The sequence below is a fragment of the Arsenicicoccus sp. UBA7492 genome (genome assembly GCF_002479615.1).
Lineage (GTDB): Bacteria > Actinomycetota > Actinomycetes > Actinomycetales > Dermatophilaceae > Arsenicicoccus > Arsenicicoccus bolidensis.
Window position 1 is genome coordinate 61,470 of sequence record NZ_DLOE01000016.1, and the last position, 12,528, is coordinate 73,997.

A 12,528-nucleotide genomic window follows, 5' to 3' on the forward strand; every position below is an offset into this window, starting at 1 on the left:
TCAGCTTGCCTTCTTTCCGTCTGACATGCCGGGCTTGATGACGACCTTGGTCCAACCCTTGGACCTGGAGTCGAAGTTCCTATAGGCATCGGCAGCCTGGTCCAGCGAGATCTCGTGGGAGACGATCCAGGACGGCTTCGCCTTGCCGGCCGCGATGAGGTCTCGCAGCCGGCGGTTGTACCTCTTGACGGGGGCCTGACCGTTGCCCATGGTCTGTCCCTTGAACCAGTGGGTGCCGAAGTCGATGGCTGCCTTGCCCTGCTTGGCCAATTCGCCCTTGGCCCCCGGGTCCTGGGGGACGAACACGCCGACGGTGCCGATCCCGCCGGTGAACCGGACCGAGTTGATGAGCATGTTCAAGGTGGCGGCCGGGTCTTCGTTGCCCTCAGGGTCGTGGGCCTGGTAGCCGACGCACTCGCAGCCGCGGTCGGCTCCGAGCCCCATGGTCTCGTCCAGCACAGCCTGCACGGGGTCGACCTTGGAGTCGTCGATGGCGATCGCGCCGATCTGCTCGGCCAGCGCGAGCCGGTCGGGGTGACGATCGACCACCATCACCTTTGCCGCGCCCTTGATCGTCGCGGACAGGGCGGCCATCAGTCCCACGGGGCCAGCCCCGGCGATCACGACGCTGTCGCCCGGGATCACGCCGGCCATCTCGGTGGCGTGGTAGCCGGTGGGGAAGATGTCGGAGAGCATGACGTAGTCGTTCTCCTTCTCCTCCGCGTCCTCACCCAGGCGCAGCGCGTTGTGGTCACCGAAAGGCACACGGAGCAGTTCTGCCTGCCCGCCGCCGTACGGGCCCATTTCGGCGAAGCCGTAGGCCGCACCGGCGGCCGACGGGTCAGGTTGCGTCGTCAGGCAGTAGTTCGTGAGGCCGCGCTCGCAGTTCTTGCAGAACCCGCACGAGATGTTGAACGGCAGCACGACCCGGTCGCCCACCTTGACCTTCTCCACGCCACTGCCGATCTCCACCACCTCTCCCATGTTTTCGTGACCGAACGTCCGACCTACTCGAAGGAGGTCCGCCCCTCGTACATGTGGAGGTCCGAGCCGCAGATGTTCGTCGTCGTTACCCTGACCAGGACATCGGTGGGTCGCTCGATCTTCGCGTCCGGGACATCCGTGACTGCGACATCGCGCGGTCCCTGATAGACCACAGCCTTCATGGTGGATCTCCAATCGTTGTGTGGTGACTTTCCAGACCCAACCTACCCTCGCCACCGAACGAGGGGGTCGTAGGCAGATCAGGGCGAACCCGGGGGCTAGCTAGCCGGAGGAAATGAGTCGCGCCCAAGTTGGCGTCAGAAAACGCCCCGTAGGCGCACCCTGCGGCTGACCCTTGGCTGCGAGATCGGCCATGGGAGCCGGGTGGTCGGGCTCGGTCTCGAAGCCGGGCATCTCCATGGTCACCCGCAGCTCCACGGTGATGCCGTCCCCGGTGCTGCCCGCCTTGGGCGAGAAGTAGTGCGAGTCCATCTCCACGCCCACGCACCGGCGCGCGAACGGCGCCATCATGCCCCGCCGCTGCAGCTGCGCCCCGACCCACGCGAAGGGGTGGCTGTCGGGCCGGTGCACGAGCTTCTCGGGGTAGCCGACGATCTGCCCGGGCGGCACGAGGTGCGGTGCGCCCCCTGGGCGGCCATGGCCCGGGCGAAGAGCACCGTGTCGCCCTCGGAGGGCACGTGAGCAGCTGCGGGGTGTAGAAGGACCACGCGTTGTAGCCGGTCAGGTAGAACAGGTTGGCGGGTCGGTGACCACGAGTGCGGCCAGCCCCTGGTGCGCCATACGGGCTCGGACCGCAGCGAGCCGTCCGTCGACTCCTCGGGGGTGAAGGTCATCGTCCCGCCCTCCTCGTCAGGTCCGGGGGGCGGCGAGGTACTTGACCTCGAGGAACTCCTCGATACCGAGCTTGCCGCCCTCGCGCCCCAGCCCCGACGCCTTGACGCCGCCGAAGGGCGCGGCGGGGTTGGACACGAGACCGGTGTTGAGGCCGACCATCCCGGTCTCGATGGCCTCACCGAGGCGGAAAGCCCGCTCTAGGCTCTCGGTGTAGACGTAGCCCATGAGCCCCCACGGGGTGGCGTTGGCGAGCTCGATCACCTCGTCGTCGGTGTCGTAGGGGATGAGCGGGGCAACGGGGCCGAAGATCTCCTGCTCCATGAGCGCCGAGCCGGGGTCGACGCCGGTGAGGACCGTCGGCGGGTAGAAGTAGCCGGCACCCTTGGGACGGTCGCCGCCGCACCGTACCTCGGCGCCGCGGTCCACGGCGTCGGTCACGAGCTCCACCACCTTGTCGAGGGCCTTGGGCTCGATGAGCGGACCCACCTGCACGCCCTCGGCCAGGCCGTCGCCGACCGACAGGGCGCCCATGCGCTCGGCCAGCTTGTCCGCGAGCGCGTCGTGCACGGAGCGGTGGACGAAGATCCGGTTGGCGGCCGTGCAGGCCTCACCCATGTTGCGCATCTTGGCGATCATCAGGCCGTCGACGGCCTTGTCGAGGTCGGCGTCCTCGCACACGATGAACGGCGCGTTGCCGCCGAGCTCCATCGAGGAGCGCATGACGTGCTGCGACGCCTGCTCGAGGAGCTTCACGCCGACGGCGGTCGAGCCGGTGAACGAGACCTTGCGGGCCAGACCGCTGCTCATCCACGGCTCGACGACCGAGCCGGCGTCGGAGGAGCACACGACGTTGAGGACCCCGGCGGGCAGGCCCGCCTCGACCAGGATGTCGACCAGGGCGAAGCTCGACAACGGCGTCAGGTGGGCGGGCTTGAAGACCATCGTGCAGCCGGCCGCGATGGCGGGGCCGATCTTGCGGGTGGCCATGGCGAGCGGGAAGTTCCACGGCGTGACCAGCACGCACGGGCCGATCGGCTGGCGGGACACGAAGATCCGGGTCAAGCCGTCGCCGGAGAGCATCATGTCTCCGCCGATGCGGACCGCCTCCTCCGAGAACCACCGCAAGAACTCCGCGGCGTAGGCGACCTCGCCCTTGGCCTCGGCGACGGGCTTGCCCATCTCGCTGGTCATGACCAGCGCCAGGTCGTCCTGCCGCTCCATGACGAGGTCGTAGGCGCGGCGCAGGATCTCGCTGCGCTCCCGCGGGGCGGTGCGACCCCAGTCGCGCTGGGCCGCGGCGGCCGCCTCGATGGCGCGGCGGGCGTCCTCGGGACCCCCGTCGGCGATGGTCGCGATGACCTGCTCGCTGGCGGGGTTGACGACGTCGTGGGTCTTGCCGGACGCCGCGTCGCCCCACTCACCGTCGATGAACAGGCCGGTGGGGACGTCGGCGACCACCTCCTGCGCCCGCTGGGACTCGGCGTCGGACGCGGTGACGAGCTGCACGGTCATCGGGGACCTCCTGAAGGGTGTCGTGCTCGGTGGTCGATCTGATCAGCGGTCGCTGCCCGCGGCCCCGGTGACCTCCTCGACGGCGGCCCGGAACCTGTCCAGCCCGAGATCGGTCTCCTCCATGGAGACGACGAGCGCGGGCATGACCCGGACCACGTTACCGAGCGGACCGCATGCACGTGAGGGTGAGCCGGCGGTGACGACTCGCGGCCTGCTGGACGGCCACGGCGGTCGCCGTGTCCGGGCGGCCGCCGGGCGTCGCGATCTCGACGCCCGGCATGAGCCCGAGGCCGCCGCGCACGTCACCGGCGAGCCGCTGGTCAACGTGGTCGACACCCGCACCGGCTTCCCCTGCCGGGGGTAAGGGCATCAGCCGGGCTTCGTCCCCCAGGCTGATGATCCCGCCGGGGGTAAGGGCATCAGCCGGCCCTCGTCCGCCGTGCGGCGGACCCGCCTCACCCTCCCCCACCCGTCTCACCCCGCAGCACGAGACCAGCCCGCCACTGCGAACCCCCCCATCCCACCGAAGACCCGCGCGAGCGCCCGGCCCCCGGATGGGGTGGGCGCTCGCCATACGGACTGTCAGTGCTGATGAGCCGCCGGACCGTTGCCCGGCTGCGCCGTCAGGCGTGGGCCAGCGCGGGCCGCGAGTCCATCGAGATGGGCTCGGCCCGGGCGAACTCGTCCTCGTCGAGGATGCCCTCGCGTCGCGCGACGATGATCTGCACGAGCACCTGGCCCGCGACGTTGACCGCCGTGCGCCCCATGTCGAGGATCGGGTCGATCGCGAGCAGGAGCCCGACGCCGGCGAGGGGCAGGCCCAGCGTGGACAGAGTGAGGGTCAGCATCACGATCGCGCCGGTCAGGCCGGCGGTCGCGGCCGAGCCGATGACCGACACCACGACGATGAGCAGGTAGTCCAGCGGGCCGAGGTCGACGCCGAAGAACTGCGCCACGAAGATCGCGGCGATCGCGGGGTAGATCGCGGCGCAGCCGTCCATCTTGGTCGTGGCCGCCAGAGGTGAGGCGAAGGCGGCATACTCGCGCGGCACACCCAGGGACTCGGTCACGCGCTGGGTGACGGGCAGGGTCCCGAGGGACGACCGGGAGACGAAGGCGAGCTGGATGGCCGGCCAGGCGCCGCGGAAGTAGCTGCGCGGGGAGAGGCCGTGGGCCAGGAGCAGCGCGGGATAGAGCACGAGCAGCACGATCAGCAGCCCGGCGTAGATCGCGAGCGCGAAGGTGCCGAGCTGGGTCAGCGAGGACCAGCCGTAGGTCGCGATCGCGCGGCCGATGAGGCCGACGGTGCCGATCGGGGCCAGCAGGATGACCCACCACAGGACCTTCTGCACGATGGCGAGCGCGGAGGCGTTGAAGGCCAGGAAGGGCTCGGCGGCCTTGCCGACCTTGAGCGCGGCGATGCCCACGACGAGGGCGATGACGACCAGCTGCAGCGCCTTGAAGCTGACGCTGGTGTCGACCGAGGCGAGCGCGCCGCCGGGGCCGGTCACGGGGTGGGAGCTGACCGACAGGCCCAGGAAGTTGCCGGGGACGAGCTGGTCGATGAAGTCGAGCCATCCGCCCTGCGTGCTGGGGGCCTTGGCGGCGCTCTCGCTCACGCTCGTGTTGCGGCCGGGCTGGATCACCAGGCCGAGGACGATCCCGATGATCACCGAGGCCAGAGCCGTGATCCCGAACCACAGGAGGGTCTTGCCGGCCAGGCGGGCGGCGTTGGCGACACCGCGCAGGTTGGCGATCGAGGCGATGATCGCCGTGAGGATCAGCGGCGGCACCAGGGCCTTGAGCAGGGTGACGAAGGTCGACCCGATCGTGTCGAGCACGACGGTGAGCCAGTTGTCGTCGCCGTTCGCGGTGGGGCCCATGGTCAGGGCGACCCAGCCGAGGGCGAGGCCCAGGACGAGGGCGATCAGGATCTGGATGCTGAAGGACGGGAGGCGGCGACGCTTCGTGGGCGTGGTGCTCGCTGTCGAGGACATGGGGACCTTCTCCGGCGCGGGGGTGGGGCAGACGTGGATAACGTCAGCAACAATCAACCATAACGTCAGATTATTCCCAGGGCGCGGTGAAGAGGGGTCTGTCAGACCCACGTGGTTGAGTAGGTGCTGTCAGGACTGGGGGCGACGAGCTGGACCGGCGAACGGTCCTGAGGTGTTCTGAGAGGTGTCATGGTGAGCAGGCAGAGACAGTCATGGTCGGCTGGGTCGACGGGGTCGAAAGGGTCGACGGGGTCGGATAGGTCGGGGTCGCGGGAGCGGTCCGACCGGGGAGAGGTGTCCGGGCAGGCGGACGAGCTGGCGCTGGCCGGGGTGCGAGGGCTGAGCGCAGGGTCCGTCTGGGACCTCGACGACGCGGTGGTCGACCTGATCACGCTCGCGCACACCACCGGCGGCCGGGCCGTGGTGGAGCAGACCCTCACGACGCGGTTGCGCGGGGTCCTCGAGGAGAGGTGGCGCAGCGGCTGGCAGCCGATGGACCTGCACCACCTGGTCCGACGGTCCGCGCTGCACGTGCGGGCCGAGCCCGAGACGGTCACGCGGGTCGTGGAGCTGCTGGGGGACGTGATGGCCGCGGACCTGGCGTCCTACCCGCGGGCCACGGTCGAGCAGCGCTGGCACGACCAGCTCGAGCTCGTCGAGGCCTCCGTCTGGTGGCCGGCGGCGGACTCGTGCGTGACGGCGCGGGTCGGGCGGTGGGGCAGCGAGGCGATCGCCTACGAGGTGGCGCTGCGGCTCGAGCACGTGCTCCGGTCGCTCCCCGCCATGCAGCAGCTCGGCGCCAGGCCGGGCGAGGCGACGACGCAGGCCTCGTCCACGCCGATCGACGTGGACGACAAGATCCTGGCGCGGGTGCGGCAGCTGCTGGCCAAGGCCGAGTCCACGCCCTACGAGGCCGAGGCCGAGACCTTCACCGCTGGGGCCCAGGCCCTCATGGCGCGACACAGCATCGACCACGCGGTGCTGGCCGCGAGCGCGTCGTCAGGCGGTGGCGGTGAGCGACCGGACGGGCGGCGGCTGTGGATGGAGACGCCCTACGTCCGGGAGAAGGTCATGCTGCTCGGAGCGGTCGCCGACGCCAACCGGTCGCGCAGCGTGTGGGCCAAGGAGGACGGCTACGTCACGCTGCTGGGCTTCCCCCACGACCTGGACGCCGTCGAGACCCTCTACACGTCCCTCCTCGTCCAGGCGACCCGCGCCATGCACGCCGAGGGCAAGCGGCTCGACCGGCGCGGCGGGTCCCGGACGCGGAGCTTCCGCCAGTCCTTCCTCGCAGCCTTCGGCGCGCGCATCGGCGAGCGCCTGGCCGAGGTGACCGCCGCCGAGACCGCCCAGGCCGCCGAGGAGATGTCGGCCGTGGGAGGTCGCGAGCTCGTGCCGGTCCTCCAGGAGCGCACCGAGGCCGTCGAGTCGTATGTCGAGGAGCTGTTCCCGCGGGTGCGTCACGTGTCGATGTCCTTCGGGCGCGACCGTGAGGGCTGGGACCGCGGCCGCCGCGCCGCCGACCAGGCCTCGCTCCAGTGGGGGCGGGCCGTGGGCAGCTGACGCGGGGGCCCGGGAGATCACCCAGCGCGAACGTCATGCCGGGTGTCGTGCCAGGGTTCGCGTCGGGCGTCGGCTCGTGTGTCGGGCCTGGGGCGTCGGATCAGGTGTCGATCGAGGCTGGGCGGGGCATGGGTCACGCATGGCCACGACCGACGCACCCAGGCCCAGCACCCGCACGCCGCAGCGCGACCCCGGGCCGGGGGCCCGGGCGTCGCAGTCGGCTTCGTCCCCGTTAGGGCACACCCGGGCCGTCGAGATCGTCGACGCGGTGATCGTCGGCGGTGGTCACCACGGGCTGGTGGCCGCCGCCACCCTCGCCGACGCCGGCTGGGCCGTGCTCCTGCTCGAGGCCCGTGACACCCTCGGTGGCGCCGTGTCGTCCCGCGACGTCGACGGCTGGGTGCTCGACGAGTTCAGCGCCTGCCACCCCCTCGGCGCGGCCTCGCCCGTGCTGCGCGAGCTGGACCTCACGGCCCACGGTCTGCAGTGGTCGCACGCCGAGCGCCCGGTCGTGCACGTGGCGTCCAGCGACGACAGCGTCGGCTCGACCATGGAGGGCGACGCCGAGGCGACCGCCGCGCTGCTGGACGCCGACCATCCCGGCGACGGAGACACCTGGCTGCGCCTGGTGCGGCAGTGGGACGCCATACGAGAGCCGCTGCTGGCGAGCCTCCTCACCCGCTGGCCGCCGGGCCGCTCCGTCGGGCCGCTGCTGGCGCGCATCGGAGCGACCCAGGTGCCGGACTTCGTGCGGTTCGCGCTGCTGCCCGTCGACCGGATGGGCGCCGAGCTCTTCGGCGGCGCCCGCGCCGGGCAGATCCTGAGCGGCAACGCGATGCACGCAGACATCCCCCCGGAGGCGCCCGGCAGCGGGTTGTTCGGCTGGATCATGTCCATGCTCGCGCAGGACGTGGGCTTCCCGTCGCCCCGTGGTGGCACGCAGCGACTGGCCGACGCGCTCGCCTCGCGAGCCCGTGCCGCCGGCGCGCGCCTCGAGACCGGTCAGCGCGTGGCTCGGATCGCCGTGGCCGCTGGGCGAGCGCACGGCGTCGAGACGGTCGACGGTCGGCGCATCCAGGCTCGACGCGCGGTCATCGCCGACACGAGCGCACCCGACCTCTACGACCGGCTCCTGCCGAGCGCCGCCGTCCCCGTGGGGCTCCGATCACGCCTGGACCGCTTCGAGTGGGACCTGCCGACGCTCAAGCTCAACTACCGGCTGTCGGCACCGATGCCCTGGATCGCCGAGCGCGCGCACGGCGCGGCGGTGGTGCACGCCGGCCAGGACCGGCAGGGTCTGGTCCGGTGGACCGCCGACCTCGGCTCAGGACGGGTGCCGCAGCGCCCGTTCGCCCTGGTCGGGCAGATGACGACGGTCGACCCGTCGCGCTCGCCCGAGGGCACCGAGGCGCTCTGGCTCTACACCCACCTGCCGCGGGGCATCACCGACGCCGCGTCGGCGGACCGGCTGACGGACGCGTCGGAGGGGATGTTCGACGACCTGGCCCCTGGCTGGCGCGACCACGTCATCGACCGGTGGGACCAGCGCCCCCACGACCTGCACGCGAGCAACGCCAACCTGGGCGACGGCGCGGTGGGGGGCGGCACGATGCAGCTGTTCCAGCAGGCGATCTGGCGTCCCGTCACCGGGCTCGGCGGGCCCCGCACGCACGTCGAGGGCCTCTACCTCGGCAGTGCGGCCACGCATCCCGGCGGGGGTGTGCACGGAGGCTGCGGCTACCTCGCCGCGCGGGCCGCCCTGCAGGACAACCGCTGGTGGGGCCGCCCGGTGCGCAGCCTGTCGCTGGCCGCCCTGCACCGCCTCTACGCCGACCCACCCACCATCCGCTGACCCACCTCAGGTAGGCACATCCGCCCGACCTAGCACCCCAGGCCGATGTGACCGCCTCAGGTAGGCACACTCGCCGGGCTTCGCACCGGAGGCTGATGGGCCTACCCCCGCTAGGTGCATCAGCTGCGGGGCTGGGTGCGGCGCTCCGCCAGCAGGGCCAGACGCAGCAGGGCCTCGTGGTTGCGGCGCGCGACGCCCGCCTGGCGGACGGCGTGCGGGACCAGTCGACCGGGGCCCCGCGACGCGTCCTCCCGCATGCTGATCAGCGTGCCGCCGTCCTGCGGCTCGAGCCTGATCTCGACGGTGGCCACCCCCATGACGGGGCGAGCCTTGGCGCTCAGCACGATTCGCCGCCCGGTCTCGCACTCGCGGACCTCGGTCTCGTCGTTCAGCAGCGCGGGCCAGGACCCCACGGAGTGGTGCAGCCGTGCGCCGGCCGCGGGCCAGTCGGCCGACACCGCGCGCATCCGCGACGCCCCGACCACCCAGCACGAATAGGTCCACCCGTCGGCGATCACCGCCCACACCTGGTCGACGGTGGCGGTGGTGCTTCGCTGCTCGGTGTGCATCGGTCCTCCTGAGCCGGCCCACGGCCGGGAGCGGGTGTGCTGTGCCTCCAGCATGACCGAGCCGGCCCGGCCGAGGAGCCTTGCCAGGTGGTCAGCGGCCGTATGCCGCGTCGAAGAACGCCCGCTCGCACGCCACCGACCGCGTGAACGCCCGCTCGGCTGCGTCCTTGTCGCGTGGGTCGCTGGGCTCGTTGGCGTCCAGCTCGGCCTGCATCCACTCGACCCAGGCGCGGAAGTCCGGACCGCGGTGCAGGTCGACCCAGCCCACGTGCTCCGGACGGGTCGCGGCCATCCCGTCGCGGTCAGCGCGCTCGGCCCAGTCGAGATAGAGCTTCTCCGCGACCAGCAGGACCGCGAGGACCTGGGCGTAGGACCGGGACTCGATGGCGTCCCGCATCACCCGGTCGAAGTCCAGCGTGGCCTGGGTCAGCGTGGGCTCGAACCGCTCGGCCTCGGGCACGCCGAGGGCGTCGAAGGAGTCGATGAAGTAGGTGTCCTCGTCGCTGGCGAACATGCCGAGCTGCCGCGCGAACCGCAGCCGCGAGGTGAGGCCCGGCGCAGACGCGCACGCCTGCCCGAGCAGGGCGGTGAACGCGTCGCAGAACTGGTAGTCCTGCACCAGGTAGTGCGCCAGGACGTCGTCGGCGACGGTCCCGGCGAGCAGCTCGTCGACGAAGCGGTGGCCCGTCGCGGCGGCCCAGTCGAGGTCGGTGGCGTGACGCATGCGCTGGCTCCAGGTGGCGGTCATGCTTCGACCGTATGCCGCGTCGGTGGTCGCCCAACAGCCCACCCCGGCCCCCGCCGCCCCTGCGCACCCCGCCCCGCCCCGGCCCGGCCCGGCCCGGCCCGGCCCCACGAGATTTCCGGCCCGGCCCCACGAGATCGTGAGTGTTTCGTCCAAGATTCTTGGACGAAACACTCACGATCCTGGGGATCAGAAGGTCAGAGGGTGACGACCATCTTGCCGGTGTTGGCGCCACGCATCAGGTCGATGAACGCCTGCGGCGCCGCGTCCAGCCCCTCGCGCCGCGTCTCGTCGACGCTGATGTCGCCCGCCGCGATCCAGTCCGTCATACGGCCTCGGAACTCGTCGGCCAGGTGGGAGTAGGACCCGACGATGAACCCACGCAGCGTCAGCTGCTTGCCGATGGCGAGGGCGAGGTTGCGCGGGGCGGGCGTGGGCTCGGTGGCGTTGTACTGCGAGATGGCGCCGCACATGGCGACCCGTCCGTGCAGGTTGAGGCGTCCGATGGCGGCCTCGAGGTGCTCGCCCCCGACGTTGTCGAAGTAGACGTCGATGCCGTCCGGGGCCGCCTCGCGCAGCCGGTCGGCGACCGGCCCGTCGTGGTAGTCGAACGCGGCGTCGAAGCCGAGGTCGCGCAGGCGCTGGACCTTGTCGGGCGAGCCGGCGCTCCCGATGACCCGCGACGCGCCCATCAGCCGGGCGATCTGGCCCACGAGCGAGCCCACGGCGCCGGCCGCGCCGGACACGAACACCGCGTCGCCCTCGCGGAACCCGGCGACGGCGGTCAGTCCGGCATACGCGGTCAGCCCGGGCATGCCGAGGACCCCGAGGTATGCCGTCTCGGACACCCGATCGGTGTCGATCACCGTCACGCCATCGGCGGGCAGGATCGCGTGCTCGCGCCAGCCCAGACCGTGCAGCACGCGCGCCCCGACGGGCACGGACTCGCTGCGGGAGGCGACGACCTCACCGACCGCGCCGCCGTCGAGCGGCTCGTCGAGCCGGAACGGCGGCACGTAGGACTTCACGTCGTTCATGCGACCGCGCATGTAGGGGTCGACGGACATCGCGGTGTTGCGCACGAGGACCTGGCCGTCGGCGAGCTCGGGGAGCTCGATCGTCTCGATGCGGAAGTCGTCGGGCGTCGGCCACCCCTGCGGCCGCGCCGCGAGGACGATCTGGCGCGTGCTGGTCGGGGCCGTCATCAGTCCTCCACCACCGTGACGGTGACGTCGATGTTGCCGCGCGTGGCGTTGGAGTACGGGCAGACCTGGTGGGCCTGGTCCGCGAGCTGCTGCGCCTGGTCGTGGGGCAGGGCCGGTATGACGACCTCGAGGGTCACCTCCAGCCCGAAGCCGCCACCGTCACGCGGGCCGATGCCGACGCGGGCGCCGACGCTGGACTCGCCGAGGTCGGCCTTGGCCTCGCGGGCGACCATCTGCAGCGCGGAGTGGAAGCACGCCGCGTAGCCGGCGGCGAACAGCTGCTCGGGGTTGGCGCCCTGGCCGGAGCCACCCATCTCGGTGGGGACGGCGAGGTCGAGGTCGACGCGGCCGTCCTTGGTGAGGACGTGGCCGTTGCGGCCGGCGCCGGTGGCGAGCGCCTCTGCGGTGTAGATCGCGTTCATGACGTGTGCCCTTCGTTCGAGTCGTGCGGGGTGGGCAGGTGGCAGAACCGCTGCGCGAGGGTGCGCAGGGTCTCTGACTCCTGCGGGGTCAGGTGCATGGAGTCGTAGAGCTGCTGGCGCAGGCCCGCCGCCTCCGGCTCGAGCGCGCGGCCCTGGTCGGTGAGGTGGACGGTGACGCGTCGTTCGTCGCGGTGGTCCCGCCGACGCTCGACGTGCCCGGCGGCCTGCAGGCGTCGCAGCAGCGGGGACAGCGTGCCGCTGTCGAGCTGGAGCCGCTCGCCGAGCTCGGAGACGCTGGGGCCGTCGGCCTCCCACAGCGCGAGCAGCGTGACGTACTGCGTGTAGGTCAGGCCGAGACGTGTGAGCCCCTCGCGGTAGGCGCCGGTCGCGACGCGCGACGCGCTGTAGAGCGCGAAGCACAGCTGCCGGTCGAGCTCGAGGTCTGACTCCATGCCGTCTACCCTGCCACGCCAGTCGGTTGTGTGCAACTCAATTGCGCGCAACTCATCACCTTCCGCCGAGCCCGTACACCCTGACCTCGGTCCGGCACCGATCGGTCCGTATGCCGGAAGAACGCCCCCAGGCCGGGGTCCAGGCGTGCGGGAGGCCCGGCGCCATGCCCCGATCGGGGATGACGCCGGGCCTCTCGGCATGCGGCCGGTGCAGGGTGCCTGATCAGATCAACCGGCCCTGGTCACACCGGCCTGGGGAACGGAGGCCGGTCGATGCCTTTGCCGGGGGTAGGTCCATCAGCCGGGAGGGGCAGGACCGTCGAACCCAGGCCGATGTGCCTACCTGAGGCGGTCACATTTAGGTTGGGTGGT

The 12,528-nt window shown here is 71.7% G+C and carries 13 protein-coding genes; 3 read left to right on the forward strand and 10 right to left on the reverse strand.

What is annotated here, in order from left to right; translation table 11 throughout:
• The 4 genes from B4E97_RS04565 to B4E97_RS04580 all read right to left on the reverse strand — a co-directional run bounded on the left by B4E97_RS04565 (position 1) and on the right by B4E97_RS04580 (position 3,351).
• Positions 1-972 carry a glutathione-independent formaldehyde dehydrogenase gene (locus B4E97_RS04565; RefSeq protein ID WP_286958863.1) on the reverse strand — a complete coding sequence of 324 codons (972 nt, stop codon included), beginning with the start codon at positions 970-972 and terminating at the stop codon, positions 1-3.
• A 35-nt stretch (positions 973-1,007) separates the two neighbouring features.
• A complete protein-coding gene (locus tag B4E97_RS04570; RefSeq protein ID WP_286958864.1) occupies positions 1,008-1,166 on the reverse strand; it encodes an alcohol dehydrogenase catalytic domain-containing protein in 159 nt (52 codons plus the stop codon).
• 100 nt (positions 1,167-1,266) lie between these two features.
• Positions 1,267-1,614 carry a hypothetical protein gene (locus B4E97_RS18950; RefSeq protein ID WP_313666903.1) on the reverse strand — a complete coding sequence of 116 codons (348 nt, stop codon included), beginning with the start codon at positions 1,612-1,614 and terminating at the stop codon, positions 1,267-1,269.
• 240 nt (positions 1,615-1,854) lie between these two features.
• Positions 1,855-3,351 (reverse strand): NAD-dependent succinate-semialdehyde dehydrogenase, encoded by a 1,497-nt coding sequence (locus B4E97_RS04580; protein ID WP_239266222.1) that lies wholly within the window; start codon positions 3,349-3,351, stop codon positions 1,855-1,857.
• 196 nt (positions 3,352-3,547) lie between these two features.
• On the opposite strand from B4E97_RS04580, the gene B4E97_RS04585 reads away from it, so the two are divergent.
• Positions 3,548-3,715, forward strand: a complete 168-nt coding sequence (locus B4E97_RS04585) for a hypothetical protein (RefSeq protein WP_286958865.1) — start codon at positions 3,548-3,550, stop codon at positions 3,713-3,715.
• Between the two features lie 259 nt (positions 3,716-3,974).
• On the opposite strand, the gene B4E97_RS04590 is transcribed toward B4E97_RS04585, so the two are convergent.
• Positions 3,975-5,348 (reverse strand): dicarboxylate/amino acid:cation symporter, encoded by a 1,374-nt coding sequence (locus B4E97_RS04590; RefSeq protein ID WP_286958866.1) that lies wholly within the window; start codon positions 5,346-5,348, stop codon positions 3,975-3,977.
• 294 nt (positions 5,349-5,642) lie between these two features.
• On the opposite strand from B4E97_RS04590, the gene B4E97_RS04595 reads away from it, so the two are divergent.
• Together B4E97_RS04595 and B4E97_RS04600 are read left to right on the forward strand one after the other, a co-directional pair.
• On the forward strand, positions 5,643-6,911 hold the full coding sequence (locus tag B4E97_RS04595) for a DUF2786 domain-containing protein (protein ID WP_286958867.1): 1,269 nt from the start codon (positions 5,643-5,645) through the stop codon (positions 6,909-6,911).
• A 139-nt stretch (positions 6,912-7,050) separates the two neighbouring features.
• The gene (locus B4E97_RS04600; RefSeq protein ID WP_286958868.1) at positions 7,051-8,763 is read left to right on the forward strand and encodes a phytoene desaturase family protein; all 1,713 of its coding nucleotides are present in this window, start codon (positions 7,051-7,053) and stop codon (positions 8,761-8,763) included.
• A gap of 119 nt (positions 8,764-8,882) precedes the next feature.
• Here the strand turns inward: B4E97_RS04600 and B4E97_RS04605 are convergent, their stop codons facing one another.
• The 5 genes from B4E97_RS04605 to B4E97_RS04625 form a co-directional block, all read right to left on the reverse strand.
• A complete protein-coding gene (locus B4E97_RS04605) occupies positions 8,883-9,332 on the reverse strand; it encodes an SRPBCC family protein (RefSeq protein ID WP_286958869.1) in 450 nt (149 codons plus the stop codon).
• A 91-nt stretch (positions 9,333-9,423) separates the two neighbouring features.
• Complete coding sequence (locus tag B4E97_RS04610; RefSeq protein WP_019284436.1) at positions 9,424-10,080, reverse strand: TenA family protein; 657 nt, start codon at positions 10,078-10,080, stop codon at positions 9,424-9,426.
• Between the two features lie 194 nt (positions 10,081-10,274).
• On the reverse strand, positions 10,275-11,282 hold the full coding sequence (locus B4E97_RS04615; protein WP_286958870.1) for an NADP-dependent oxidoreductase: 1,008 nt from the start codon (positions 11,280-11,282) through the stop codon (positions 10,275-10,277).
• Positions 11,282-11,704 (reverse strand): organic hydroperoxide resistance protein, encoded by a 423-nt coding sequence (locus B4E97_RS04620; RefSeq protein ID WP_239266628.1) that lies wholly within the window; start codon positions 11,702-11,704, stop codon positions 11,282-11,284. The genes B4E97_RS04615 and B4E97_RS04620 overlap by 1 nt, the downstream gene beginning before the upstream one ends.
• Positions 11,701-12,156 carry a MarR family winged helix-turn-helix transcriptional regulator gene (locus B4E97_RS04625; protein WP_239266626.1) on the reverse strand — a complete coding sequence of 152 codons (456 nt, stop codon included), beginning with the start codon at positions 12,154-12,156 and terminating at the stop codon, positions 11,701-11,703. Before B4E97_RS04625 ends, B4E97_RS04620 begins: the two co-directional genes overlap by 4 nt.
• Between the last annotated feature and the right edge of the window lie 372 nt (positions 12,157-12,528).